This window comes from Serratia sp. P2ACOL2 (assembly GCF_003691565.1).
Taxonomy (GTDB): domain Bacteria; phylum Pseudomonadota; class Gammaproteobacteria; order Enterobacterales; family Enterobacteriaceae; genus Serratia; species Serratia liquefaciens.
Genome location: NZ_CP033162.1, coordinates 4,968,385 through 4,993,085, shown reverse-complemented (window position 1 = coordinate 4,993,085; position 24,701 = coordinate 4,968,385). Strand labels below are relative to the sequence as shown.

Below are 24,701 nucleotides of genomic sequence, written 5' to 3'. Positions count from 1 at the left end.
CCCCTTAGGGCGTGTACCTAAAACTGTTCCTGGTCATCTCGGCCTGCGGACGCTCGTCGTGCTGTTTCAGACTGATATCAGCCAGCCCATCCCGCGTAACTTCAAGGGTGTGCCGCCTGTGGAAAGGAACCCGCACGAGCAGTTTTAGCTGCGCCCCCTGGCACAGGCGATCTTTGAGGGTGGTATTTTCGATGTCTAATTCGCTTTTATCCAGCGAAGCCAGCGAACTTGATTTGCTGAATGAACGTCCGTTTACCCAGACGGATCATGAAATCCTGAAGTCTTACGAAGCGGTTGTTGACGGCCTGGCGATGTTGATCGGCGGGCACTGTGAAATCGTGCTGCATGCTTTGGAAGATTTGAAATGTTCGGCGGTACGGATTGCGAACGGTGAGCATACCGGGCGGCAGATCGGTTCGCCGATCACTGACCTCGCGCTGCGTATGTTGCATGACATGGCCGGCGATGACAGCAGCGTGTCCAAGGCCTATTTTACCCGTGCCAAGAGCGGCGTCCTGATGAAGTCGGTGACTATCGCCATCCGCAATCGCGAGCAGCGGGTGATCGGTTTGTTGTGTATCAACATGAACCTCGACGTGCCTTTCTCCCAGGTGATGCAGACCTTTATGCCGCCGGAAACTCAGGATGTGGCACCCTCGGTCAACTTTGCGTCTTCCGTTGACGATCTGGTGGCGCAGACGCTGGAGTTTACCATTGAGGAAGTTAATGCCGATCGTAATGTCTCCAACAATGCCAAAAACCGCCAGGTAGTGCTGAATCTCTATGAGAAGGGCATTTTTGATATCAAGGACGCCATTAATCAGGTGGCGGACCGTCTGAATATCTCAAAACACACCGTGTATCTGTACATCCGCCAGTTCAAAAGCGGCGATCTGTTGGGAACTGAGCGCGGATGCTGAATTACTGCCTTTTGGTCACCGGTCCGGCTTACGGCACTCAACAGGCCAGCAGCGCCTATCAGTTCGCGCAGGCTTTGCTGGTCAAGGGACACCACCTCTCCAGCGTGTTTTTTTACCGTGAAGGGGTGTTGAACGCCAATCAACTGACTGCACCGGCCAGCGACGAATTCGATTTGGTACGGGGTTGGGTGCAGTTGGCACAGCAGCATGGCATTGAGCTCAACGTCTGCGTGGCTGCGGCGCTGCGGCGCGGTGTGACCGATGAGCAGGAAGCCGCACAGCAAGGATTGCCCAGCGCCAATCTTCAGCCGGGTTTTACCCTTAGCGGGCTGGGCTCGCTGGCGGAGGCTTCGCTGAGCTGTGACCGCCTGGTGCAGTTCTGAGAGAGTTTATGAAACGAGTCGCTTTTGTTTTTACCCAGAGTCCACACGGCAGCGCCAGCGGCAGGGAAGGTCTGGATGCGTTGTTAGCCACTTCGGCGTTGAGCGAAAATCTGGGCGTGTTTTTTATCGGTGACGGCGTGTTGCAGATTATGCCGGGGCAGCAACCGGAAAAAATTCTGGCGCGCAATTACATTGCCACTTTTGGCGTGCTGCCGCTGTATGACGTTGAACAGTGTTATCTTTGCCAGGCATCGCTACAGGAACGCGGCCTGAGCCAGGTGACCGACTGGGTGCTGGACGCCGAGATTTTGGCACCGGATGCGCTGAGTCGCCAACTGGCCAGCTATGACGTGGTGATGACATTTTAGGAAATCCTGATGCTGTATACCCTTAGCCGTTCCCCCACTCAATGTGATTTGCCCGCGCTGCTGCGTTTGACCGCACCGGGCGATGACCTGTTGCTGTTGCAGGATGGCGTGCTGGCCGGCCTGGCCGGTAGCGTGCACCTTGAATTGCTGCTCAATGCCCCCATATCCCTTTATGCGCTGCAGAACGACCTGGATGCCAGAGGGGTGTCTGGTCATTTTTCACACAAAATCACTGTCATCGGCTATAATCACTTCGTTGAATTAACCGAAAAACATCGCAGCCAAATGGCCTGGTGATGAGAGTGATGTTGTATATTTCTTGACACCTCTACTACTCAGCCATAAAATTCTGCGTCCTCGTACTTTGCCAGTAGTGCATACGAGGGGATTTATCACGTGTTTACGAAGCAAAAACCAGGAGCTTTTTAATGGCAACAATTAATCAGCTGGTACGCAAACCACGCTCTGTGAAGGCTGCTAAAAGCAACGTTCCAGCGCTGGAAGCCTGCCCGCAGAAACGTGGCGTATGTACTCGCGTATATACCACCACTCCTAAGAAACCAAACTCCGCACTGCGTAAAGTATGCCGTGTGCGTTTGACTAACGGTTTTGAAGTTACCTCCTACATCGGCGGTGAAGGTCATAACCTGCAGGAACACTCCGTGATCCTGATCCGTGGCGGTCGTGTAAAAGACTTGCCAGGTGTGCGTTACCACACCGTTCGTGGTGCACTTGACTGCTCCGGTGTTAAAGACCGTAAGCAAGCTCGTTCCAAGTACGGCGTGAAGAAGCCAAAGGCTTAATGGTTCTCCGTTAAGTAAGGCCAAACATTTTCACTTTAATGTCAAAATAAACTCGTAGAGTTTTGGACAATCCTGAATTAACAACGGAGTATTTCCATGCCACGTCGTCGCGTAATCGGCCAACGTAAAATCCTGCCAGATCCTAAGTTCGGATCCGAACTGTTGGCCAAATTTGTAAACATCCTGATGGTAGATGGTAAAAAATCTACTGCAGAAGCAATCGTCTATACCGCGCTGGAGACCCTGGCTCAGCGTTCTGGTAAAGATTACCTGGAAGCTTTCGAAGTAGCCCTCGACAACGTTCGCCCGACTGTAGAAGTTAAGTCTCGCCGCGTTGGTGGTTCTACTTATCAGGTGCCAGTTGAAGTTCGCCCGGTCCGTCGTAATGCTCTGGCAATGCGTTGGATCGTTGATGCTGCTCGTAAACGCGGTGATAAATCCATGGCTCTGCGCCTGGCGAACGAGCTTTCTGATGCAGTTGAGAACAAAGGTTCTGCTGTTAAGAAGCGTGAAGACGTTCACCGTATGGCCGAAGCTAACAAGGCGTTCGCCCACTACCGCTGGTAATTGCCACGCAGTAGTTATGCTAACCAAGCGGGCGCTTCAAGAAGCCAACCCGCTTGGGTTAACCGAACTTGAACGCCTAAGGCAATAGAGGAATCAAATGGCTCGTACAACACCCATTGAGCGCTACCGTAATATCGGTATCAGCGCCCACATCGACGCCGGTAAGACGACCACTACCGAACGTATTCTGTTCTACACCGGTGTAAACCACAAAATCGGTGAAGTTCATGACGGCGCTGCCACCATGGACTGGATGGAACAGGAGCAGGAGCGTGGTATTACCATCACTTCTGCAGCGACTACTGCTTTCTGGTCTGGTATGGCCAAGCAGTTTGAGCCGCACCGCGTAAACATCATCGACACCCCAGGACACGTTGACTTCACCATCGAAGTAGAACGTTCCATGCGTGTTCTTGATGGCGCTGTAATGGTTTACTGTGCTGTAGGTGGTGTTCAGCCTCAGTCTGAAACTGTATGGCGTCAGGCTAACAAATACAAAGTTCCACGCATCGCGTTCGTTAACAAAATGGACCGCATGGGTGCTAACTTCCTGAAAGTTGTTGGTCAGATCAAATCTCGTCTGGGCGCGAATCCAGTGCCATTGCAGCTGGCTATCGGCGCAGAAGAGAAATTCACCGGTGTTGTTGACCTGGTGAAAATGAAAGCGATCAACTGGAACGAAGCTGATGCTGGCGTGACCTTCGAATACGAAGACATCCCTGCTGACATGCAAGAGCTGGCTGAAGAATGGCGCCAGAACCTGGTTGAATCTGCAGCTGAAGCTTCAGATGAGCTGATGGACAAGTACCTGGGCGGCGAAGAGCTGACCGAGGAAGAAATCAAGACTGCTCTGCGTCAGCGCGTGCTGAACAACGAAATCATCTTGGTTACCTGTGGTTCCGCCTTTAAAAACAAAGGCGTGCAGGCGATGCTGGATGCGGTAATTGATTACCTGCCATCCCCAATTGACGTCCCTGCAATCAACGGTATCCTGGACGACGGTAAAGATACTCCGGCTGAGCGTCACGCTAGCGATGAAGAGCCGTTTGCTGCTCTGGCATTTAAAATTGCTACCGACCCATTCGTGGGTAACCTGACCTTCTTCCGCGTGTACTCCGGTATCGTTAACTCCGGTGACACCGTTCTGAACTCAGTGAAGGCTGCTCGTGAGCGTCTGGGCCGTATCGTTCAGATGCACGCTAACAAGCGTGAAGAGATCAAAGAAGTTCGTGCGGGCGACATCGCTGCAGCAATCGGTCTGAAAGACGTGACTACCGGTGACACTCTGTGTGATCCAAACCACGTGATCATTCTGGAGCGTATGGAGTTCCCTGAGCCGGTAATCTCCGTTGCAGTTGAACCAAAAACCAAAGCTGACCAGGAAAAAATGGGTCTGGCTCTGGGCCGTCTGGCGAAGGAAGACCCATCATTCCGCGTATGGACTGACGAAGAATCAGGTCAGACTATCATCGCAGGTATGGGTGAACTTCACCTGGATATCCTGGTTGACCGCATGAAGCGTGAATTCAACGTTGAAGCTAACGTGGGTAAACCTCAGGTTGCTTACCGTGAAGCGATTCGCGCGAAAGTTACCGATATCGAAGGTAAACACGCCAAGCAGTCTGGTGGTCGTGGTCAGTATGGTCACGTTGTGATCGACATGTACCCACTGGAGCCGGGCTCAAATCCGAAAGGTTACGAGTTCATCAATGACATTAAAGGTGGTGTGATCCCAACGGAATACATCCCTGCCATTGATAAAGGCCTCCAGGAGCAGCTTAAGTCTGGTCCACTGGCTGGTTATCCGGTAGTTGATCTCGGTGTGCGTCTGCATTTCGGTTCTTTCCACGATGTTGACTCCTCCGAATTGGCGTTTAAACTGGCCGCTTCTATCGCCTTTAAAGATGGCTTTAAGAAAGCAAAACCTGTTTTGCTTGAGCCTATCATGAAGGTTGAAGTTGAAACGCCGGAAGAGAACACTGGTGACGTCATCGGTGACCTTAGCCGTCGTCGTGGTCAACTGAAAGGTCAGGAATCCAACGCTACTGGCGTTCAGATTCACGCTGAAGTTCCGTTGTCCGAGATGTTCGGATACGCAACTCAACTGCGTTCTCTGACCAAAGGCCGTGCTTCTTACTCCATGGAGTTCCTGAAGTACGATGATGCGCCGAACAACGTCGCTCAGGCCGTTATTGAAGCCCGTGGTAAATAAGCTTTCGGGTTTAACACATTGATCAGTGCTCTCTCCATGAGGGGAGAGCATAAGAGTAAGGAATATAGCCGTGTCTAAAGAAAAATTTGAACGTTCCAAACCGCACGTTAACGTTGGTACTATCGGCCACGTTGACCACGGTAAAACTACCCTGACTGCAGCAATCACCACCGTTCTGGCTAAAACCTACGGCGGTTCTGCACGTGCTTTCGACCAGATCGATAACGCACCAGAAGAAAAAGCTCGTGGTATCACCATCAACACTTCTCACGTTGAGTATGACACCCCGACTCGTCACTACGCGCACGTTGACTGCCCAGGGCACGCCGACTACGTTAAAAACATGATCACCGGTGCTGCTCAGATGGACGGCGCTATCCTGGTTGTTGCTGCGACTGACGGCCCAATGCCTCAGACCCGTGAGCACATCCTGCTGGGTCGTCAGGTTGGCGTTCCTTTCATCATCGTATTCATGAACAAATGCGACATGGTTGATGATGAAGAGCTGCTGGAACTGGTAGAAATGGAAGTTCGTGAACTTCTGTCTGCTTACGACTTCCCTGGTGATGACCTGCCGGTTGTTCGTGGTTCAGCGCTGAAAGCACTGGAAGGCGAAGCTGAGTGGGAAGCTAAAATCATCGAGCTGGCCGGTTACCTGGATTCTTACATCCCAGAACCAGAGCGTGCTATCGACAAGCCGTTCCTGCTGCCAATCGAAGACGTCTTCTCCATCTCCGGTCGTGGTACCGTTGTTACCGGTCGTGTTGAGCGCGGTATCGTTAAAGTTGGCGAAGAAGTTGAAATCGTTGGTATCAAAGACACCGTTAAGTCTACCTGTACTGGCGTTGAAATGTTCCGCAAACTGCTGGACGAAGGCCGTGCTGGTGAGAACGTTGGTGTTCTGCTGCGTGGTATCAAGCGTGAAGACATCGAACGTGGTCAGGTACTGGCTAAACCAGGTTCAATCAAGCCACACACCAAGTTCGACTCAGAAGTGTACATCCTGAGCAAAGAAGAAGGTGGTCGTCATACTCCATTCTTCAAAGGCTACCGTCCACAGTTCTACTTCCGTACAACTGACGTGACCGGTACCATCGAACTGCCAGAAGGCGTTGAAATGGTAATGCCAGGTGACAACGTGAACATGGTTGTTACCCTGATCCACCCAATCGCGATGGACGACGGCCTGCGTTTCGCAATCCGTGAAGGCGGCCGTACTGTTGGCGCTGGTGTTGTTGCTAAAGTTATCGCTTAATCGCGAATAATTTTTCGACACAAAAGAGGGCACTTCGGTGCCCTTTTTTTATGCAATTTGGTCAAATCTTAATTGAAATAAAAAGCATTCCTATTTAGACTTACAGAATTGGTTAAGAAGTGAGTCTCTTATGTACGTATGTCTGTGTAATGCCGTGACTGACAAAGCGATCCGTAAAGCCGTGCGTCAGCACAACCCGCATACCATGAAACAACTGCGTGAACTTGTGCCGATTGGTACCGATTGCGGAAAGTGCATTCGTCAGGCAAGACAGATTATGGTGGAGGAAAGCGGAACCATTATCCCAATGCATGAAGTTGCCTAACTAAAGGTAAGGTTATTTTTTGACTCTTGGCTTACAGCTTCTACACTTTTAGAACTGGCCAGGAGGATTTACCTATGAAAGGCGATAAAAAGATCATTGCTCATCTCAACAAACTGCTCGGTAACGAGCTGGTTGCCATCAATCAATATTTCCTGCACGCCCGAATGTTCAAGAACTGGGGGCTAACACGCCTCAATGAAAAGGAATACCACGAGTCGATCGATGAAATGAAGCATGCCGATCGCTATATCGAGCGTATCCTGTTTCTGGAAGGCCTTCCGAATTTGCAGGATCTCGGCAAGCTGAACATTGGCGAAGATATCGAAGAAATGTTGCGTTCGGACCTGGCCCTGGAATTGGATGGCGCCAAGAATCTGCGTGAAGGCATCGCCTATGCTGATTCTATCCATGACTATGTCAGCCGTGACCTGATGATAGAAATTCTGGCCGACGAAGAAGAACATATCGACTGGCTGGAAACCGAACTGGATTTGATCGCGCGTCTGGGTATCCAGAACTATGCCCAAGCTCAGTTGTAGGCAGTAAATACCTTTTACAACGATGTTCTCCTGCCGGCATGAGTTTCTCCGGCAGGGCAGGGGAGCAGCGACAAAGCCTTGCCCTAATCCCGACGAATTTCCCCCTCGGTTTTCACCCGTTAGTTACCCGCCGGTAAAAAATGCCGATATCCTGAGCATATTTCCATCTGTGCCTTGCTTCTCGCTCTGTTTTGCGTATAATGCGCGGGCTTACCTAATCTTGGTAAGCCTGATTTTAGCGAATCAGTCGATAGGCAGGACTTTCTGCTCTTCGAACAATACTCCCGATATGGGGGTTATATGTTGACGATTACACTCCCCCATCAATCGAAATGGGTGTGAGGAGTAATTATTTACGTTTATAAATAATTGGAGCTCTGGTCTCATGCAGAACCAAAGAATCCGTATCCGCCTGAAAGCGTTTGATCATCGTCTTATCGATCAATCAACCGCGGAAATCGTCGAGACTGCAAAGCGCACTGGTGCGCAAGTCCGTGGTCCGATCCCGCTGCCAACTCGCAAAGAGCGCTTTACCGTTCTGATCTCTCCGCACGTTAACAAAGACGCGCGTGATCAGTACGAGATTCGCACTCACAAGCGTCTGGTTGACATCGTTGAGCCAACCGAGAAAACCGTTGATGCTCTGATGCGTCTGGATCTGGCTGCCGGTGTAGACGTGCAGATCAGCCTGGGTTAATCAGGTCATTGAGCGATTGAGAGGTTGAAACAATGATTGGTTTAGTCGGTAAAAAAGTGGGCATGACTCGTATCTTCACTGAAGATGGCGTTTCTATCCCAGTAACCGTGATTGAAATTGAAGCGAACCGCGTGACTCAGGTTAAAGACCTGGAAAACGACGGGTACCGTGCCGTTCAGGTTACCACTGGTAGCAAAAAAGCTAACCGTGTGACCAAACCGGAAGCGGGCCATTTCGCTAAAGCTGGCGTTGAAGCTGGCCGTGGTCTGTGGGAATTCCGCCTTGCAGAAGGTGAAGAGTTCACTGCAGGTCAAAACATCAGCGTAGAAATCTTCGCTGAAGTTAAAAAAGTCGATGTTACCGGTACTTCTAAAGGTAAAGGTTTTGCTGGCACAGTTAAGCGCTGGAACTTCCGTACCCAAGACGCTACCCACGGTAACTCCTTGTCTCACCGCGTTCCGGGTTCTATCGGTCAGAACCAGACTCCGGGCAAAGTGTTCAAAGGCAAGAAAATGGCTGGCCACCTGGGTGACGAGCGTGTAACCGTTCAAAGCCTGGACGTAGTACGTGTTGACGCTGAGCGCAACCTGCTGCTGGTTAAGGGTGCTGTACCGGGCGCAACCGGTGGCAACCTGATCGTTAAACCAGCTGTGAAGGCGTAAGGGGATAGCAATGGAATTAGTATTGAAAGACGCGCAAAGCGCGCTGACTGTTTCCGAAACTACCTTCGGTCGTGATTTCAACGAAGCGCTGGTACACCAGGTTGTTGTTGCTTATGCAGCAGGTGCCCGTCAAGGTACCCGTGCTCAGAAGACCCGCGCTGAAGTGACTGGTTCCGGTAAAAAACCGTGGCGCCAGAAAGGTACCGGCCGTGCGCGTTCAGGTTCTGTAAAGAGCCCGATCTGGCGTTCAGGTGGCGTGACCTTTGCTGCTAAGCCTCAGGACCACAGTCAGAAAGTAAACAAAAAGATGTACCGCGGCGCGCTGAAAAGCATCCTGTCCGAACTGGTACGTCAAGATCGTCTGATCGTTGTCGAGAAGTTCTCTGTAGAAGCGCCTAAAACTAAGCTGCTGGCACAGAAACTGAAAGATATGGCTCTGGAAGATGTGCTGATCGTGACCGGTGAACTGGATGAGAATCTGTTCCTGGCTGCTCGCAACCTGTACAAGGTTGACGTGCGCGATGTAGCAGGTATCGACCCGGTTAGCCTGATCGCCTTCGACAAAGTGGTTATGACTGCTGATGCTGTGAAGCAAGTTGAGGAGATGCTGGCATGATCCGTGAAGAACGTTTGCTGAAAGTGCTGCGTGCACCGCACGTATCTGAAAAAGCATCCGCTGCGATGGAAAAAAGCAACACCATCGTACTCAAAGTTGCCAAAGACGCGACCAAAGCAGAAATCAAAGCTGCAGTGCAGAAACTGTTTGAAGTCGAAGTCGAAGACGTGAACACCCTGGTAGTTAAAGGGAAAGTGAAACGTCACGGTCAGCGTGTTGGTCGTCGTAGCGACTGGAAAAAAGCTTACGTCACCCTGAAAGAAGGCCAGAACCTGGACTTCATCGGCGGCGCAGAGTAAGTCGGAGGAGTAAGAACAATGGCAATTGTTAAATGTAAACCTACATCTCCGGGTCGTCGCCACGTTGTTAAAGTGGTTAACCCTGAGCTGCACAAGGGTAAACCTTATGCCCCGCTGCTTGAGAAACTGAGCAAAAGCGGTGGTCGTAACAACAATGGCCGTATCACCACCCGTCATATCGGTGGTGGCCACAAGCAACATTATCGTCTGGTTGACTTCAAACGCAACAAAGACGGTGTGGCTGCAGTGGTTGAGCGTCTGGAGTACGATCCGAACCGTTCCGCGAACATCGCGCTGGTTCTGTACAAAGACGGCGAACGCCGTTACATCCTGGCGCCGAAAGGCCTGAAAGCTGGTGACCAGATCCAATCTGGCGTTGATGCTGCAATCAAGGTAGGTAACACCCTGCCAATGCGCAACATCCCAGTGGGTTCAACGGTTCACAACGTAGAAATGAAACCAGGTAAAGGCGGCCAGATGGCTCGTTCTGCTGGTGCCTACGTTCAGATCGTTGCACGTGATGGTTCCTACGTAACTCTGCGTCTGCGCTCAGGCGAAATGCGTAAAGTTCCAGTTGATTGCCGCGCCACCTTGGGTGAAGTCGGTAACGCTGAACATATGCTTCGCGTTCTGGGTAAAGCAGGTGCTGCACGTTGGCGTGGTGTTCGTCCTACCGTTCGCGGTACGGCGATGAACCCGGTAGATCACCCGCACGGTGGTGGTGAAGGTCGTAACTTTGGTAAGCACCCGGTAACCCCGTGGGGCGTTCAGACCAAAGGTAAGAAGACCCGTAGCAACAAGCGTACTGATAAGTTCATCGTACGTCGCCGTAGCAAAAAATAATTAGAGGATAAGCCATGCCACGTTCTCTCAAGAAAGGTCCTTTTATTGACCTGCACTTGCTGAAGAAGGTAGAGAAAGCGGTGGAAAGCGGTGACAAGAAGCCTTTGCGCACTTGGTCCCGTCGTTCAACGATCTTTCCTAACATGATCGGTTTGACCATCGCTGTCCATAATGGTCGTCAGCACGTACCAGTGTTCGTTTCCGATGAAATGGTCGGTCACAAACTGGGTGAATTCGCGCCGACTCGTACTTATCGCGGCCATGCGGCTGATAAAAAAGCTAAAAAGCGCTAAGGTAGGAGGAAGAGATGGAAACTATCGCTAAACATCGCCACGCTCGTTCTTCTGCTCAGAAGGTTCGCCTTGTTGCAGACCTGATCCGCGGTAAGAAAGTGTCGCAAGCTCTGGAAACTCTGACCTACACCAACAAGAAAGCTGCTGGTCTGGTTAAGAAAGTACTGGAGTCTGCCATTGCTAACGCAGAACACAACGATGGCGCTGACATCGATGATCTGAAAGTCACGAAAATCTTCGTAGACGAAGGCCCAAGCATGAAGCGCATTATGCCGCGTGCAAAAGGTCGTGCAGATCGCATCCTGAAGCGCACCAGCCACATTACTGTGGTTGTGTCCGATCGCTGAGACTCTGGAGACTAGCAATGGGTCAGAAAGTACATCCTAATGGTATTCGCCTGGGTATTGTCAAACCTTGGAACTCTACTTGGTATGCGAATACCAAAGAATTCGCTGACAACCTGGACAGCGACTTTAAAGTTCGTCAATTCCTGATTAAGGAACTGGCGAAAGCTTCCGTTTCTCGCATCGTTATCGAGCGTCCTGCGAAGAGCATCCGTGTGACTATTCACACTGCTCGTCCAGGCATCGTTATCGGCAAGAAAGGCGAAGATGTCGAAAAACTGCGTAAGGTCGTAGCGGATATCGCTGGCGTTCCTGCGCAAATTAACATCGCCGAAGTCCGTAAACCGGAACTTGACGCTAAATTGGTTGCTGACAGCATCACTTCACAGCTGGAACGTCGCGTTATGTTCCGTCGTGCTATGAAGCGTGCTGTACAGAACGCAATGCGTCTTGGCGCTAAAGGTATCAAAGTTGAAGTAAGCGGCCGTCTTGGCGGTGCTGAAATCGCGCGTACCGAATGGTACCGTGAAGGTCGTGTTCCGTTGCACACACTGCGTGCGGATATCGATTACAACACATCTGAAGCGCACACCACTTATGGTGTAATCGGCGTTAAGGTATGGATCTTCAAAGGTGAGATCCTGGGTGGTATGGCTGCAGTTGAACAACCGGAACCGGCTGCTCAACCTAAAAAGCAGCAGCGTAAAGGCCGCAAGTAAGGAGAGTCGCTGATGTTACAACCAAAGCGTACAAAATTCCGTAAGATGCACAAAGGCCGCAACCGTGGTCTGGCGCAGGGTACGGATGTTAGCTTCGGCACTTTCGGTCTGAAAGCTGTTGGCCGTGGCCGTCTGACTGCTCGTCAAATCGAAGCAGCTCGTCGTGCAATGACTCGTGCAGTTAAGCGTCAAGGTAAAATTTGGATCCGTGTATTCCCGGACAAACCAATTACCGAGAAGCCGCTCGAAGTGCGTATGGGTAAAGGTAAGGGTAACGTGGAGTATTGGGTTGCCCTGATCCAACCTGGGAAAGTCCTGTACGAAATGGACGGTGTACCAGAAGAGGTCGCCCGTGAGGCATTCAAGCTGGCTGCAGCTAAATTGCCGATCAAAACCACCTTTGTAACTAAGACGGTGATGTAATGAAAGCACAAGAGCTGCGTGAAAAAAGCGTTGAAGAGCTGAACACTGAGCTGCTCAACCTGCTGCGTGAGCAATTTAACTTGCGCATGCAGGCGGCAAGTGGCCAGCTGCAACAAACTCACCTGTTGAAACAAGTGCGTCGTAATGTCGCACGCGTTAAGACTTTACTGACTGAAAAGGCGGGTGTGTAAATGACTGATATTATCCGTACTCTGCAGGGTCGTGTTGTTAGTGACAAAATGGAGAAATCCATGGTTGTTGCTATCGAGCGCACGGTGAAGCACCCGATCTACGGGAAATTCATCAAGCGTACGACCAAGCTGCACGTACATGACGAGAACAACGAATGTGGTATCGGTGACGTGGTAGAAATCCGCGAATGCCGTCCACTGTCTAAGACTAAGTCTTGGACGTTGGTTCGCGTTGTAGAGAAAGCGATTCTGTAATAGAGTAGCTGGCTCTAACTTAATAAACGGCTCAGAAAATGAGCCGTTTATTTTTTCTACCCATACTCTGGAAGCGGTGTTATAATGCTGCGCCCTCGGTTATGGGGCTTTTCAACGACCTAGTAATAGGTCCTAAAGTTGTAGTTGACATTAGCGGAGCACTAACATGATCCAAGAACAGACTATGCTGAACGTGGCCGACAACTCCGGTGCACGTCGCGTAATGTGTATCAAGGTTCTAGGTGGCTCGCACCGTCGCTACGCAGGCATCGGCGACGTCATCAAAATTACCATCAAGGAAGCAATTCCTCGCGGTAAGGTGAAGAAAGGCGATGTGCTGAAGGCGGTAGTGGTGCGCACCAAGAAGGGTGTACGTCGCCCGGACGGTTCTGTCATTCGCTTCGATGGTAATGCATGCGTTATTTTGAACAATAACAGCGAGCAACCTATCGGTACGCGTATTTTTGGGCCGGTAACTCGTGAACTGCGTAATGAGAAGTTCATGAAAATTATCTCTCTGGCACCAGAAGTACTCTAAGGAGCGAACCATGGCAGCGAAAATCCGTCGTGATGACGAAGTTATCGTGCTTACCGGGAAAGACAAAGGTAAACGCGGTAAAGTAAAAAATGTCCTGTCTGCTGGCAAGGTCATTGTTGAAGGTATCAACCTGGTTAAGAAACATCAGAAGCCGGTTCCGGCCCTGAACCAACCAGGTGGCATTGTTGAAAAAGAAGCTGCAATTCAGGTTTCTAACATTGCTCTCTTCAACACGGCTACCGGTAAGGCTGACCGTGTAGGCTTTAGATTCGAAGACGGCAAAAAAGTCCGTTTCTTCAAGTCTAACAGCGAAACTATCAAGTAATTTGGAGTAATACGATGGCGAAACTGCATGATTACTACAAAGACGAAGTAGTTAAAAAACTCATGACTGAGTTTAGCTACGCTTCTGTCATGCAAGTCCCTCGGGTCGAGAAGATCACCCTGAACATGGGTGTTGGTGAAGCGATCGCTGACAAGAAACTGCTGGATAACGCAGCAGCTGATCTGGCAGCAATCTCCGGTCAAAAACCGTTCATCACCAAAGCCCGCAAATCTGTTGCAGGCTTCAAAATCCGCCAGGGCTATCCGATCGGCTGTAAAGTAACTCTGCGTGGCGAGCGCATGTGGGAGTTCTTTGAGCGTCTGATTTCCATTGCTGTTCCACGTATCCGTGACTTCCGTGGCTTGTCCGCTAAGTCATTCGATGGCCGTGGTAACTACAGCATGGGTGTGCGTGAGCAAATCATCTTCCCAGAAATCGACTACGACAAAGTCGATCGCGTTCGTGGCTTGGATATTACCATTACCACTACTGCGAAATCTGATGATGAAGGCCGCGCGCTGTTGGCTGCTTTTAACTTCCCGTTCCGTAAGTAAGGCAGGGTTACTGATGGCTAAGCAATCAATGAAAGCACGCGAAGTCGTTCGCGTGAAACTGGCTGAAAAGTACCGCGCAAAACGCGAGGAACTGAAAGCTATCATTTCTGGTGTGAACTCGTCCGACGAAGAACGTTGGGATGCTGTTCTCAAGCTGCAAACTCTGCCGCGTGATTCCAGCCCGTCTCGTCAGCGTAAGCGCTGCCGCCAAACTGGCCGTCCACATGGTTATGTGGGCAAATTCGGGTTGAGCCGTATCAAGTTACGTGAAGCCGCTATGCGCGGTGAAGTACCTGGCTTGAAAAAGGCTAGCTGGTAATTACCAATTGAATCACGGGAGTAAAGACAGATGAGCATGCAAGATCCGATCGCGGATATGCTGACCCGTATCCGTAACGGTCAAGCCGCGAACAAAGTTGCGGTCACCATGCCTTCCTCCAAGCTGAAAGTGGCAATTGCCAACCTGCTGAAGGAAGAAGGTTTTATTGAAGATTTCAAAATCGAAGGCGACGCCAAGCCTGTTCTGGAACTGGTACTGAAGTACTTCCAGGGCAAGGCAGTGGTAGAAAGCATTCAGCGAATCAGCCGTCCAGGTCTGCGCATCTATAAGAAAAAAGATGAGCTGCCAAAAGTTATGGCCGGTTTGGGTATCGCTGTTGTTTCTACCTCTAAAGGTGTTATGACCGATCGTGCAGCTCGCCAAGCAGGTCTTGGTGGCGAGATTATCTGCTACGTAGCTTAATTCGGGAGGAAAGAATGTCTCGTGTTGCAAAAGCACCCGTCGTCATTCCTGCCGGCGTAGAGGTAAAACTCAACGGTCAGGTTATTTCGATTAAGGGTAAGAACGGCGAGCTGACTCGTACTGTCCACGACGCCGTTGAAGTGAAGCAAGAAGCTAACGCACTGACTTTCGCTCCGCGCGAAGGTTTTGCTAACGCCTGGGCCCAAGCGGGTACTACGCGCGCTCTGCTGAACGCAATGGTAGTTGGTGTTACCGAAGGCTTCACCAAGAAGCTTCAACTGGTAGGTGTTGGTTATCGTGCTGCTGTTAAAGGCAACGTGGTGAATTTAGCCTTAGGCTTCTCTCACCCAGTCGATCACCAGCTGCCAGCAGGTATTACTGCTGAATGCCCAAGCCAAACTGAAATCGTGCTGAAAGGCGCTGATAAACAAGTTATTGGCCAGGTTGCTGCAGATCTGCGTGCCTACCGCCGTCCTGAGCCTTACAAAGGCAAGGGTGTCCGTTACGCCGACGAAGTCGTGCGTACCAAAGAGGCTAAGAAGAAGTAAGGTAACACTATGGATAAGAAATCTGCTCGTATCCGTCGTGCGACCCGCGCACGCCGTAAGCTCAAAGAACTGGGTGCAACCCGCCTGGTGGTACATCGTACCCCGCGTCACATTTACGCACAGGTAATTGCTCCAAATGGTTCTGAAGTACTGGTAGCCGCTTCTACTTTAGAAAAAGCTATCACTGAGCAACTGAAGTATTCCGGTAACAAAGACGCAGCAGCTGCCGTAGGTAAAACTCTGGCTGAGCGCGCGTTGGAAAAAGGGATCTCTAAAGTTTCCTTTGACCGTTCCGGTTTCCAATATCATGGTCGAGTCCAGGCACTGGCAGATGCTGCCCGTGAAGCTGGCCTTCAGTTCTAAGGAAGAGGTTTAAGATGGCTCACATCGAAAAACAAGCTGGCGAACTGCAGGAAAAGCTGATCGCGGTAAACCGCGTATCTAAAACCGTAAAAGGTGGCCGTATTTTCAGCTTTACCGCACTGACAGTAGTTGGTGATGGTAACGGTCGCGTTGGTTTTGGCTACGGCAAAGCACGCGAAGTTCCGGCAGCGATCCAGAAAGCGATGGAAAAAGCCCGTCGCAACATGATGAATGTCGCGCTGAACAGCGGCACCCTGCAGCACCCTGTTAAAGGTGCTCATACGGGTTCCCGTGTGTTCATGCAGCCGGCTTCCGAAGGTACCGGTATTATTGCCGGTGGTGCAATGCGCGCCGTCCTGGAAGTCGCTGGGGTGCACAACGTATTGGCTAAAGCTTATGGTTCCACCAACCCGATCAACGTGGTTCGTGCAACTATTGATGCTTTGGCAAATATGAAGTCCCCTGAAATGGTCGCTGCCAAGCGTGGTAAATCCGTTGCAGACATTCTGGGGTAATTGACCATGGCTAAGACTATCAAAGTAACACAAGTTCGCAGCTCCATTGGCCGTCTGCCGAAGCATAAAGCTACACTGCTCGGTCTGGGTCTGCGTCGTATTGGTCACACCGTAGAGCGCGAGGATACTCCTGCTGTACGCGGTATGATCAACCTGGTTTCCTACATGGTTAAAGTTGAGGAGTAACAGATGCGTTTAAATACTCTGTCTCCGGCTGAAGGTGCCAAGCATGCGCCGAAGCGTGTAGGTCGTGGTATTGGTTCTGGCCTGGGTAAAACCGCTGGTCGTGGTCACAAAGGTCAGAACTCACGTTCTGGCGGTGGCGTACGTCGTGGTTTTGAAGGTGGTCAGATGCCTTTATATCGTCGTTTGCCGAAATTCGGCTTCACCTCGCGCAAAGCTATGATCACGGCAGAAGTTCGTCTGTCTGAACTGGCTCTTGTTGAAGGCGACGTAATCGACCTGAACACGCTGAAAGCCGCTAACGTTGTTGGTACCCAGATCGAATTCGCGAAAGTTATGCTTTCTGGCGAAATCGCTCGTCCGGTTACCCTGCGTGGTCTGCGTGTCACCAAAGGCGCTCGTGCTGCTATCGAAGCTGCTGGCGGTAAAATTGAGGAATAAGTAGCAGATGGCTAAGCAACCAGGATTAGATTTTCAAAGTGCTAAAGGCGGGCTCGGCGAGCTGAAGCGCAGACTTTTGTTTGTCATCGGCGCGCTGATTGTCTTCCGTATCGGCTCTTTTATTCCGATTCCTGGTATCGATGCCACTGTGCTTGCCAAATTGCTTGAGCAGCAGAGAGGCACTATCATTGAAATGTTTAACATGTTCTCTGGTGGTGCCCTCAGCCGTGCTTCTATCTTTGCTCTGGGGATCATGCCGTATATTTCGGCATCGATCATTATCCAGCTGTTAACGGTGGTTCATCCAGCGTTAGCAGAAATCAAGAAAGAAGGGGAGGCTGGCCGTCGCAAGATTAGCCAGTACACCCGCTACGGTACGCTGGTGTTGGCCATATTCCAGTCGATCGGTATTGCTACCGGTCTGCCGAATATGCCTGGTATGCAGGGTCTGGTGTTAAACCCAGGCTTTGCATTCTACTTTACTGCTGTAGTGAGTCTGGTTACCGGGACAATGTTCCTGATGTGGCTGGGCGAACAGATTACTGAGCGCGGTATCGGTAACGGTATTTCGATCATTATCTTCGCAGGTATTGTAGCGGGACTTCCGCCGGCAGTGGCCCATACTATTGAGCAAGCCCGGCAAGGCGACCTGCACTTCCTCCTGTTGCTGTTGGTTGCAGTATTAGTGTTTGCAGTAACCTTCTTCGTTGTTTTCATAGAACGTGGTCAACGTCGTATCGTCGTTAACTATGCGAAACGTCAACAAGGTCGTCGTGTTTATGCAGCACAGAGCACACACTTACCGTTGAAAGTGAATATGGCAGGGGTAATCCCGGCAATCTTCGCTTCCAGCATTATTCTGTTCCCGGCCACGATTGCATCATGGTTTGGGGGCGGTACCGGTTGGAACTGGCTGACAACGATTTCGCTGTATTTGCAGCCAGGGCAACCGCTTTATGTGTTACTCTATGCGTCTGCAATCATCTTCTTCTGTTTCTTTTACACGGCGTTGGTTTTCAACCCGCGTGAGACAGCAGATAACCTGAAGAAGTCCGGTGCCTTCGTACCAGGAATTCGTCCGGGAGAGCAAACGGCGAAGTACATCGATAAAGTAATGACGCGTTTAACCCTGGTGGGCGCGATGTACATTACTTTCATCTGCCTGATCCCGGAGTTCATGCGTGATGCAATGAAAGTACCATTCTACTTTGGTGGTACCTCGCTACTGATCGTGGTTGTCGTCATCATGGACTTTATGGCTCAAGTGCAAACTCTGATGATGTCAAGTCAGTACGAGTCTGCATTGAAGAAAGCAAACCTGAAAGGCTATAACCGCTAATCAGGTGTGTTTGAGAAGTTACGGAGAGTAAAAATGAAAGTTCGTGCTTCCGTCAAGAAATTATGTCGTAACTGCAAAATCGTTAAGCGTAACGGTGTCGTTCGTGTGATTTGCAGCGCCGAGCCGAAGCATAAACAGCGTCAAGGCTGATTATCTCGCATATTTTTCTTGCAAAGTTGGGTTGAGCTGGCTAGATTAGCCAGCCAATCTTTTGTATGTAGCTGCAACATTATTTGAGTATCCTGAAAACGGGCTTTTCAGAATGGTGTTGCCGTATAAAATAGTAGGAGTGCATAGTGGCCCGTATAGCAGGCATTAACATTCCTGATCATAAACATACCGTAATCGCCTTAACGTCGATCTTCGGAATCGGTAAAACCCGCTCACAGTCTATCTGTGCAGCTACGGGTATTGCTGAACATGTTAAGATCAGTGAGCTGTCTGAAGAGCAAATTGAACAGCTGCGTGAAGCAGTCGCCAAATTCACTGTAGAAGGTGATTTGCGTCGTGAAGTTACCCTGAGCATCAAGCGTCTGATGGATCTTGGTACATACCGTGGTTTGCGTCATCGTCGTGGTCTGCCAGTTCGCGGTCAGCGTACGAAGACCAACGCACGTACCCGTAAGGGTCCGCGTAAACCGATCAAGAAATAATCAGGGTGATTGAATAATGGCAAAGGCACCTGTTCGTACACGTAAGCGTGTAAGAAAGCAAGTCTCTGACGGCGTGGCTCATGTCCATGCTTCTTTCAACAACACCATTGTGACTATTACCGATCGTCAGGGTAACGCACTGGGTTGGGCAACTGCCGGTGGTTCTGGTTTCCGTGGTTCTCGTAAGTCAACTCCGTTTGCAGCTCAGGTTGCAGCCGAGCGTTGTGCTGACGCAGTAAAAGAATACGGTATCAAGAACCTGGAAGTTATGGTTAAGGGACCGGGTCCGGGTCGCGAATCAACTATTCGTGCACTGAACGCCGCAGGTTTCCGCATCACTAACATTACTGATGTGACTCCTATCCCTCACAACGGTTGTCGTCCGCCGAAAAAGCGTCGCGTATAACGCTGCTTTTAGGTTAGTTGGAGAAAGAAAATGGCAAGATATTTGGGTCCTAAGCTCAAGCTTAGCCGCCGTGAGGGCACAGACTTGTTCCTGAAGTCTGGCGTTCGCGCGATCGATACCAAGTGTAAAATTGAGCAACCGCCTGGTCAACACGGTGCGCGTAAACCGCGTCTGTCTGACTATGGTGTACAGTTACGTGAGAAGCAAAAAGTTCGCCGTATGTACGGTGTTCTGGAGCGTCAATTCCGTAACTATTACAAAGAAGCAGCACGCCTGAAGGGCAACACCGGTGCAAACCTGTTGCAACTGCTGGAAGGTCGTCTGGACAACGTTGTTTACCGTATGGGCTTCGGCGCTACTCGTGCAGAGTCACGTCAGTTGGTTAGCCACAAAGCAATTATGGTAAATGGTCGCGTTGTTAACATCGCTTCTTATCAGGTATCTCCGAATGACGTAGTCAGCATCCGCGAGAAAGCTAAAAAGCAATCTCGTGTTAAAGCTTCTCTGGAGCTGGCTGAGCAGCGTGAAAAGCCGACTTGGCTTGAAGTTGATGCTGCTAAGATGGAAGGCGTGTTCAAGCGTATGCCTGAACGTACCGATCTGTCTGCGGACATTAACGAACACCTGATCGTCGAGCTTTACTCCAAGTAAGGCTTAGTACCAAAGAGAGGACACAATGCAGGGTTCTGTGACAGAGTTTCTAAAACCGCGCCTGGTAGATATCGAGCAAGTCAGTTCGACGCACGCCAAGGTGACCCTTGAGCCTTTAGAGCGTGGCTTTGGCCATACTCTTGGCAACGCACTGCGCCGTATTCTGCTTTCATCTATGCCGGGTTGCGCGGTGACCGAGGTTGAGATTGATGGTGTACTGCACGAGTACAGCACCAAAGAAGGCGTACAGGAAGATATCCTGGAGATCCTGCTCAACCTGAAAGGGCTGGCGGTGAGAGTTCAAGGCAAAGATGAAGTTATTCTTACCCTGAATAAATCTGGCATTGGCCCTGTGACCGCTGCCGACATTACCCATGATGGTGATGTCGAAATCGTCAAGCCTCAGCACGTGATCTGCCACCTGACCGATGAAAACGCTGCTATCAGCATGCGTATCAAAGTTCAACGTGGTCGTGGTTATGTGCCGGCTTCTGCCCGAATTCATTCGGAAGAAGATGAGCGCCCGATCGGTCGTCTGTTGGTTGACGCATGCTATAGCCCTGTAGAGCGTATTGCCTACAATGTTGAAGCAGCGCGTGTAGAACAGCGTACTGACCTGGACAAGCTGGTAATCGAAATGGAAACCAATGGCACGATCGATCCTGAAGAGGCGATCCGCCGTGCGGCAACCATCCTGGCCGAACAACTTGAAGCCTTCGTTGACTTGCGTGATGTACGTCAACCGGAAGTTAAAGAAGAAAAACCAGAGTTCGATCCGATCCTGCTGCGCCCTGTTGACGATCTGGAATTGACTGTCCGCTCTGCTAACTGCCTTAAGGCAGAAGCTATCCACTACATCGGTGATCTGGTACAGCGTACCGAGGTTGAGTTGCTGAAAACGCCGAACCTGGGTAAAAAATCTCTTACTGAGATTAAAGACGTGCTGGCCTCCCGTGGACTTTCTCTGGGCATGCGCCTGGAAAATTGGCCACCGGCAAGCATTGCTGACGAGTAACCGGATCACAGGTTAAGGTTTTACTGAGAAGGATAAGGTCATGCGCCATCGTAAGAGTGGTCGTCAACTGAACCGTAACAGCAGCCATCGCCAGGCTATGTTCCGTAACATGGCCGGCTCTTTGGTTCGTCATGAGATCATCAAGACGACCTTGCCAAAAGCGAAAGAGCTGCGTCGCGTTGTTGAGCCGCTGATTACTCTTGCCAAGACCGACAGCGTAGCTAATCGTCGTCTGGCATTCGCCCGTACTCGTGATAACGAGATCGTGGCAAAACTGTTTAACGAGCTGGGCCCGCGTTTCGCGAGCCGTGCCGGTGGTTACACTCGCATTCTGAAGTGTGGCTTCCGCGCAGGCGACAACGCGCCGATGGCATACATCGAGCTGGTTGATCGTGCTGAGTCTCAAGCAGAAGTAGCAACTGCAGAGTAATCTGTAGACGCGTAAAAAAACCGGGCTTGCCCGGTTTTTTTACGTCCATAATCAGCCAAACGTGCGTTCTTTCCCCGCCAGGCTTAAGATCCCCCTCCCTATCCGCTATGCTAACGCTATTCATTAGTCAGTTGAGAGAGTATGTTATGTGGCTACTTGATCAGTGGGCGGAGCGCCATATTCTTGATGCGCAGGCGAAAGGTGAGTTAGATAACTTGCCCGGCCAGGGGCAGCTTCTAGAGTTGGATGATGACAGTGCCGTGCCCGCTGAATTGCGAACAGGTTTTCGCCTGCTAAAAAATGCTGGCTATCTACCTGCTGAGCTCGAAGATCGTAAAGAGGCTTTGAACATTGCCCGTTTGCTACAGGGAGTTGATAGCGAACATCCAGACTATGCCGAACTTGGCAAGCGAATGGCCCTGTTGGAACATCGTCTTCGTCAGGCTGGAATGAGCACAGATTTTTTACACGGTGAATATCAGAGAGCATTGAGCAGCAAATTTTCGCCGGAGGAAGAGTGATGTTTAAGATAGGGCAACTGGCAAAACTTGCCGATGTGACGCCGGATACCGTGCGTTATTACGAGAAGCAGGGAATGATGGATCATAACATTCGTACCGAAGGCGGCTATCGCTTGTACAGCGATCAAGACCTGCAGCGGTTGCGCTTTATCCGTTATGCCAAGCAGCTCGGTTTTACGCTGGAAACCATTGCTGAACTGCTGTCGATCCGTGTCGATCCTGAGCATCATACCTGCCAGGAATCGAAGTCGATCGTCGATGCGCGTCTGAGCGAAGTCGAGAACAAGCTTAAGGAATTAACGCGGATGCGTGAGTCGCTAAAGCGCCTTAGTGATGCCTGCTGCGGAAGCGCACATACCAGCAATTATTGCTCGATTCTGGAAGCGCTAGAACAGGGCGCCAGCGATGAAAAAGTGAAAAAGGGTGCCTGACAGGCTTGCCGGCCCTTTAATTTTTATACTGCTGGCAGTATTATCTTCTCGTTTTATAACCATAGACAAATAAGGTGAATTACCATGACTCAATACCGACATACTAAAGGTAAGATCCAGGACAATGCCATTGAGGCACTGTTACATGATCCACTATTTCGCCAACGGGTAGAGAAAAATACCAAAGGGAAAGGCAGCTACCGGCGTAAAGACAAACACGCAAAAGGCGGTAATTGGGAGGCCAGTGGCAAACTATCAAATGATAATTTACCACTGGCCTTCTGGTTTTAAGGCATTAAAAAAGCCATCTGATTTAGATGGCTTTTTATTAGCGCAGGATTAACTGATTTACAGTTTTGGTTGCTGCTGATGACTGAGTAAATCGCGAATTTCAGTCAGAAGCTTCTCTTCTGCAGTTGGCACAGGTGGTGCGGCTGGCGCTTCTTCCTGTTTGCGACGTACTTTGTTCATTAACTTAATTGCCAGGAAAATAGCAAAGGCAACAATAACAAAATCAAAAACGGTTTGAATGAATGAACCGTAGTTCATCACTACTGCAGGCACTGCGCCCTGAGCTTCGCGTAACACCAGGTGGAACTGTTTGAAGTCAACGCCGCCGATCAGTAAACCCAGCGGTGGCATGATGATATCTGCAACGAAAGACGATACGATCTTGCCGAATGCTGCACCGATAATCACACCGACTGCCAAATCAACCACGTTGCCACGCATGGCAAACTCACGAAACTCTTTCATCATACTCATAGAACGCACCCCTTGCAGAATTAATAACTCAAGTTTAACAAAGCAATTTCCCTTTGCCACAATAAGCAGAGAAAAGTTTTTATCTCTTCTTACCCACGGCAACGAATATCAACCTGATTATAGACCATGGGACAATTAATTCGTTCTACAGGAAGAACGGACTTGGTTGGAACAAACGTTCAACGTCAGGAACGAACTTTTTATCGGTAATAAACATAATGACGTGATCGCCCTGTTCGATTTTGCTGCTGCCGTTGGCGATAATTACGTCATCACCGCGGACAATGGCGCCAATGGTCGTGCCCGGCGGTAATTTAATATCTTCAACGATACGCCCAACTACTTTTGAGGTGCTCTCGTCACCGTGTGCAATAGCTTCAATGGCCTCTGCCACGCCGCGCCGTAGCGATGAAACACTGACGATATCTGCTTTACGTACGTGGCCCAGCAACGCTGAGATCGTGGCTTGCTGAGGGGAAATGGCAATGTCGATGACGCTGCCCTGCACCAGGTCAACGTAGGCACGACGCTGAATTAACACCATCACCTTTTTGGCACCCATACGTTTGGCGAGCATGGCAGACATGATGTTGGCTTCGTCATCATTGGTGATAGCGATAAAAACATCTACCTGATCAACATGTTCTTCCGCCAATAACTCCTGGTCGGAGGCATCTCCATAGAACACGATGGTGTCATGCAGTTGTTCGGCCAGCTCCGTGGCGCGTTGTTGATTACGTTCGATCAGCTTCACGTTGTAGGATTTCTCCAAGCGCTGCGCCAGGCCAGCACCGACGTTACCGCCGCCGACAATCATGATGCGTTTATAAGGTTTTTCCAGCCGTTGTAGCTCACTCATTACCGCACGGATATGCTGTGAAGCCGCAACAAAGAACACTTCGTCTCCGGCTTCGATAATTGTAGAGCCCTGTGGGCGGATCGGCCGATCCTGACGGAATATAGCGGCAACGCGGGTATCGATATGCGGCATATGCTCACGCATAGAAGACAGGGCATTACCCACCAACGGGCCGCCGTAATAGGCTTTTACTGCAGCGATGCTGACTTTGCCTTCTGCAAAGTTCACCACCTGTAATGCTCCAGGGTATTCAATTAATTTATAGATGTAATCGATAACCAGCTGTTCAGGCGAGATCAAATGGTCGATGGGCACCGCTTCAGGTTGAAACAGTTTCTCTGATTCGCGGATATATTCAGGCGCGCGGATACGGGCGATTCGGTTCGGCGTATTAAACAGCGAATAGGCAATCTGACAGGCAATCATGTTGGTTTCGTCAGAGTTAGTGACCGCAACCAGCATGTCGGCATCTTCTGCGCCTGCTTCTCGCAGTACGCGTGGATGGGAACCGTAGCCCTGAACAACCCGCAGGTCGAACTTATCCTGCAGCTGACGCAGACGGCCAGAGTCGGTATCCACGACGGTAATGTCGTTGTTTTCGCCCACCAGGTTTTCCGCCAGTGTTCCACCAACCTGACCGGCACCAAGAATAATTATTTTCATTCGCTTCTCTGCTTCACACTGAAACCGCTGAAGGTTTTCTGAAAG

At 50.5% G+C, this 24,701-nt stretch carries 43 protein-coding genes; 41 read left to right on the top strand and 2 right to left on the bottom strand.

The window, feature by feature from the left end; all coding sequences use genetic code 11:
* The first annotated feature begins 191 nt into the window (after positions 1–191).
* From EBA31_RS24010 to EBA31_RS23810, 41 genes are all read left to right on the top strand, one after another.
* Complete coding sequence (locus EBA31_RS24010) at positions 192–920, top strand: transcriptional regulator (RefSeq protein ID WP_020837257.1); 729 nt, start codon at positions 192–194, stop codon at positions 918–920.
* Positions 914–1,303 carry a sulfurtransferase complex subunit TusD gene (tusD, locus tag EBA31_RS24005; RefSeq protein WP_116691663.1) on the top strand — a complete coding sequence of 130 codons (390 nt, stop codon included), beginning with the start codon at positions 914–916 and terminating at the stop codon, positions 1,301–1,303. Before EBA31_RS24010 ends, tusD begins: the two co-directional genes overlap by 7 nt.
* 8 nt (positions 1,304–1,311) lie before the next feature.
* Entirely contained in the window at positions 1,312–1,671 is a 360-nt protein-coding gene (tusC, locus tag EBA31_RS24000) for a sulfurtransferase complex subunit TusC (protein ID WP_122080371.1), read from the top strand.
* Positions 1,672–1,680: 9 nt separating this feature from the next.
* On the top strand, positions 1,681–1,968 hold the full coding sequence (tusB, locus tag EBA31_RS23995; RefSeq protein ID WP_122080370.1) for a sulfurtransferase complex subunit TusB: 288 nt from the start codon (positions 1,681–1,683) through the stop codon (positions 1,966–1,968).
* Positions 1,969–2,099: 131 nt separating this feature from the next.
* Positions 2,100–2,474, top strand: coding sequence for a 30S ribosomal protein S12 (rpsL, locus tag EBA31_RS23990; protein ID WP_004930426.1), 375 nt, complete (start codon positions 2,100–2,102; stop codon positions 2,472–2,474).
* Between the two features lie 96 nt (positions 2,475–2,570).
* On the top strand, positions 2,571–3,041 hold the full coding sequence (rpsG, locus tag EBA31_RS23985; protein WP_020837252.1) for a 30S ribosomal protein S7: 471 nt from the start codon (positions 2,571–2,573) through the stop codon (positions 3,039–3,041).
* A 97-nt stretch (positions 3,042–3,138) separates the two neighbouring features.
* On the top strand, positions 3,139–5,253 hold the full coding sequence (gene fusA, locus EBA31_RS23980) for an elongation factor G (protein WP_020837250.1): 2,115 nt from the start codon (positions 3,139–3,141) through the stop codon (positions 5,251–5,253).
* A 70-nt stretch (positions 5,254–5,323) separates the two neighbouring features.
* The gene (gene tuf, locus EBA31_RS23975; protein WP_020828747.1) at positions 5,324–6,508 is read left to right on the top strand and encodes an elongation factor Tu; all 1,185 of its coding nucleotides are present in this window, start codon (positions 5,324–5,326) and stop codon (positions 6,506–6,508) included.
* Positions 6,509–6,638: 130 nt separating this feature from the next.
* Positions 6,639–6,833: a bacterioferritin-associated ferredoxin gene (gene bfd / locus EBA31_RS23970; RefSeq protein WP_013814795.1), complete on the top strand. Its 195-nt coding sequence runs from the start codon at positions 6,639–6,641 to the stop codon at positions 6,831–6,833.
* Between the two features lie 74 nt (positions 6,834–6,907).
* On the top strand, positions 6,908–7,372 hold the full coding sequence (gene bfr, locus EBA31_RS23965) for a bacterioferritin (RefSeq protein ID WP_044554945.1): 465 nt from the start codon (positions 6,908–6,910) through the stop codon (positions 7,370–7,372).
* Between the two features lie 385 nt (positions 7,373–7,757).
* Complete coding sequence (gene rpsJ / locus EBA31_RS23960; protein ID WP_001181005.1) at positions 7,758–8,069, top strand: 30S ribosomal protein S10; 312 nt, start codon at positions 7,758–7,760, stop codon at positions 8,067–8,069.
* A 32-nt stretch (positions 8,070–8,101) separates the two neighbouring features.
* Entirely contained in the window at positions 8,102–8,731 is a 630-nt protein-coding gene (gene rplC / locus EBA31_RS23955; protein WP_020837245.1) for a 50S ribosomal protein L3, read from the top strand.
* 10 nt (positions 8,732–8,741) lie between these two features.
* Complete coding sequence (gene rplD / locus EBA31_RS23950) at positions 8,742–9,347, top strand: 50S ribosomal protein L4 (RefSeq protein ID WP_004929779.1); 606 nt, start codon at positions 8,742–8,744, stop codon at positions 9,345–9,347.
* Positions 9,344–9,646: a 50S ribosomal protein L23 gene (gene rplW, locus EBA31_RS23945; protein WP_004951179.1), complete on the top strand. Its 303-nt coding sequence runs from the start codon at positions 9,344–9,346 to the stop codon at positions 9,644–9,646. The genes rplD and rplW overlap by 4 nt, the downstream gene beginning before the upstream one ends.
* Before the next feature lie 18 nt (positions 9,647–9,664).
* A complete protein-coding gene (rplB, locus tag EBA31_RS23940) occupies positions 9,665–10,489 on the top strand; it encodes a 50S ribosomal protein L2 (protein WP_020837243.1) in 825 nt (274 codons plus the stop codon).
* A 14-nt stretch (positions 10,490–10,503) separates the two neighbouring features.
* Positions 10,504–10,782, top strand: a complete 279-nt coding sequence (gene rpsS / locus EBA31_RS23935; RefSeq protein ID WP_004929772.1) for a 30S ribosomal protein S19 — start codon at positions 10,504–10,506, stop codon at positions 10,780–10,782.
* 14 nt (positions 10,783–10,796) lie between these two features.
* Positions 10,797–11,129, top strand: coding sequence for a 50S ribosomal protein L22 (rplV, locus tag EBA31_RS23930; protein WP_002223844.1), 333 nt, complete (start codon positions 10,797–10,799; stop codon positions 11,127–11,129).
* A 17-nt stretch (positions 11,130–11,146) separates the two neighbouring features.
* Positions 11,147–11,845, top strand: a complete 699-nt coding sequence (gene rpsC, locus EBA31_RS23925) for a 30S ribosomal protein S3 (RefSeq protein WP_004951172.1) — start codon at positions 11,147–11,149, stop codon at positions 11,843–11,845.
* Positions 11,846–11,857: 12 nt separating this feature from the next.
* A complete protein-coding gene (rplP, locus tag EBA31_RS23920) occupies positions 11,858–12,268 on the top strand; it encodes a 50S ribosomal protein L16 (protein WP_004951171.1) in 411 nt (136 codons plus the stop codon).
* Positions 12,268–12,459 carry a 50S ribosomal protein L29 gene (gene rpmC / locus EBA31_RS23915; protein WP_004951169.1) on the top strand — a complete coding sequence of 64 codons (192 nt, stop codon included), beginning with the start codon at positions 12,268–12,270 and terminating at the stop codon, positions 12,457–12,459. The genes rplP and rpmC overlap by 1 nt, the downstream gene beginning before the upstream one ends.
* Positions 12,460–12,714, top strand: a complete 255-nt coding sequence (gene rpsQ / locus EBA31_RS23910; protein WP_020837241.1) for a 30S ribosomal protein S17 — start codon at positions 12,460–12,462, stop codon at positions 12,712–12,714. It abuts the gene before it with no gap.
* Between the two features lie 166 nt (positions 12,715–12,880).
* On the top strand, positions 12,881–13,252 hold the full coding sequence (rplN, locus tag EBA31_RS23905; protein ID WP_020837240.1) for a 50S ribosomal protein L14: 372 nt from the start codon (positions 12,881–12,883) through the stop codon (positions 13,250–13,252).
* Positions 13,253–13,262: 10 nt separating this feature from the next.
* Positions 13,263–13,577, top strand: a complete 315-nt coding sequence (gene rplX, locus EBA31_RS23900) for a 50S ribosomal protein L24 (protein ID WP_020837239.1) — start codon at positions 13,263–13,265, stop codon at positions 13,575–13,577.
* 14 nt (positions 13,578–13,591) lie between these two features.
* Complete coding sequence (gene rplE, locus EBA31_RS23895; RefSeq protein ID WP_020837238.1) at positions 13,592–14,131, top strand: 50S ribosomal protein L5; 540 nt, start codon at positions 13,592–13,594, stop codon at positions 14,129–14,131.
* A 13-nt stretch (positions 14,132–14,144) separates the two neighbouring features.
* Complete coding sequence (gene rpsN, locus EBA31_RS23890) at positions 14,145–14,450, top strand: 30S ribosomal protein S14 (protein WP_041415050.1); 306 nt, start codon at positions 14,145–14,147, stop codon at positions 14,448–14,450.
* A gap of 30 nt (positions 14,451–14,480) precedes the next feature.
* Positions 14,481–14,873 (top strand): 30S ribosomal protein S8, encoded by a 393-nt coding sequence (gene rpsH, locus EBA31_RS23885; RefSeq protein WP_020837236.1) that lies wholly within the window; start codon positions 14,481–14,483, stop codon positions 14,871–14,873.
* Positions 14,874–14,887: 14 nt separating this feature from the next.
* Complete coding sequence (gene rplF, locus EBA31_RS23880) at positions 14,888–15,421, top strand: 50S ribosomal protein L6 (RefSeq protein ID WP_020837235.1); 534 nt, start codon at positions 14,888–14,890, stop codon at positions 15,419–15,421.
* Positions 15,422–15,430: 9 nt separating this feature from the next.
* The gene (gene rplR, locus EBA31_RS23875; protein WP_020837234.1) at positions 15,431–15,784 is read left to right on the top strand and encodes a 50S ribosomal protein L18; all 354 of its coding nucleotides are present in this window, start codon (positions 15,431–15,433) and stop codon (positions 15,782–15,784) included.
* Between the two features lie 14 nt (positions 15,785–15,798).
* Positions 15,799–16,299: a 30S ribosomal protein S5 gene (gene rpsE, locus EBA31_RS23870; RefSeq protein ID WP_004956164.1), complete on the top strand. Its 501-nt coding sequence runs from the start codon at positions 15,799–15,801 to the stop codon at positions 16,297–16,299.
* 6 nt (positions 16,300–16,305) lie between these two features.
* Entirely contained in the window at positions 16,306–16,485 is a 180-nt protein-coding gene (rpmD, locus tag EBA31_RS23865; RefSeq protein ID WP_004956161.1) for a 50S ribosomal protein L30, read from the top strand.
* A 3-nt stretch (positions 16,486–16,488) separates the two neighbouring features.
* Positions 16,489–16,923 carry a 50S ribosomal protein L15 gene (gene rplO / locus EBA31_RS23860; RefSeq protein WP_020837232.1) on the top strand — a complete coding sequence of 145 codons (435 nt, stop codon included), beginning with the start codon at positions 16,489–16,491 and terminating at the stop codon, positions 16,921–16,923.
* Between the two features lie 7 nt (positions 16,924–16,930).
* Entirely contained in the window at positions 16,931–18,262 is a 1,332-nt protein-coding gene (secY, locus tag EBA31_RS23855; RefSeq protein ID WP_004929740.1) for a preprotein translocase subunit SecY, read from the top strand.
* A 33-nt stretch (positions 18,263–18,295) separates the two neighbouring features.
* Entirely contained in the window at positions 18,296–18,412 is a 117-nt protein-coding gene (gene rpmJ, locus EBA31_RS23850; protein WP_002227352.1) for a 50S ribosomal protein L36, read from the top strand.
* Between the two features lie 146 nt (positions 18,413–18,558).
* The gene (rpsM, locus tag EBA31_RS23845) at positions 18,559–18,915 is read left to right on the top strand and encodes a 30S ribosomal protein S13 (protein WP_020837231.1); all 357 of its coding nucleotides are present in this window, start codon (positions 18,559–18,561) and stop codon (positions 18,913–18,915) included.
* A 16-nt stretch (positions 18,916–18,931) separates the two neighbouring features.
* On the top strand, positions 18,932–19,321 hold the full coding sequence (rpsK, locus tag EBA31_RS23840; RefSeq protein ID WP_004951128.1) for a 30S ribosomal protein S11: 390 nt from the start codon (positions 18,932–18,934) through the stop codon (positions 19,319–19,321).
* Positions 19,322–19,351: 30 nt separating this feature from the next.
* Positions 19,352–19,972 (top strand): 30S ribosomal protein S4, encoded by a 621-nt coding sequence (rpsD, locus tag EBA31_RS23835; protein WP_004951125.1) that lies wholly within the window; start codon positions 19,352–19,354, stop codon positions 19,970–19,972.
* Between the two features lie 25 nt (positions 19,973–19,997).
* Positions 19,998–20,987, top strand: a complete 990-nt coding sequence (gene rpoA / locus EBA31_RS23830; RefSeq protein ID WP_002919219.1) for a DNA-directed RNA polymerase subunit alpha — start codon at positions 19,998–20,000, stop codon at positions 20,985–20,987.
* 40 nt (positions 20,988–21,027) lie between these two features.
* Positions 21,028–21,417, top strand: coding sequence for a 50S ribosomal protein L17 (gene rplQ, locus EBA31_RS23825; RefSeq protein ID WP_004929726.1), 390 nt, complete (start codon positions 21,028–21,030; stop codon positions 21,415–21,417).
* Between the two features lie 146 nt (positions 21,418–21,563).
* The gene (locus EBA31_RS23820; RefSeq protein WP_122080686.1) at positions 21,564–21,938 is read left to right on the top strand and encodes a DUF1992 domain-containing protein; all 375 of its coding nucleotides are present in this window, start codon (positions 21,564–21,566) and stop codon (positions 21,936–21,938) included.
* On the top strand, positions 21,938–22,369 hold the full coding sequence (gene zntR / locus EBA31_RS23815; protein WP_020837229.1) for a Zn(2+)-responsive transcriptional regulator: 432 nt from the start codon (positions 21,938–21,940) through the stop codon (positions 22,367–22,369). The genes EBA31_RS23820 and zntR overlap by 1 nt, the downstream gene beginning before the upstream one ends.
* Positions 22,370–22,453: 84 nt before the next feature.
* Positions 22,454–22,660 (top strand): alternative ribosome-rescue factor A, encoded by a 207-nt coding sequence (locus EBA31_RS23810; protein ID WP_020837228.1) that lies wholly within the window; start codon positions 22,454–22,456, stop codon positions 22,658–22,660.
* Between the two features lie 57 nt (positions 22,661–22,717).
* On the opposite strand, the gene mscL is transcribed toward EBA31_RS23810, so the two are convergent.
* Both mscL and trkA read right to left on the bottom strand, forming a co-directional pair.
* Entirely contained in the window at positions 22,718–23,134 is a 417-nt protein-coding gene (mscL, locus tag EBA31_RS23805; protein WP_020837227.1) for a large-conductance mechanosensitive channel protein MscL, read from the bottom strand.
* 145 nt (positions 23,135–23,279) lie between these two features.
* The gene (gene trkA, locus EBA31_RS23800; protein WP_020837226.1) at positions 23,280–24,656 is read right to left on the bottom strand and encodes a Trk system potassium transporter TrkA; all 1,377 of its coding nucleotides are present in this window, start codon (positions 24,654–24,656) and stop codon (positions 23,280–23,282) included.
* Positions 24,657–24,701: the final 45 nt, after the last annotated feature.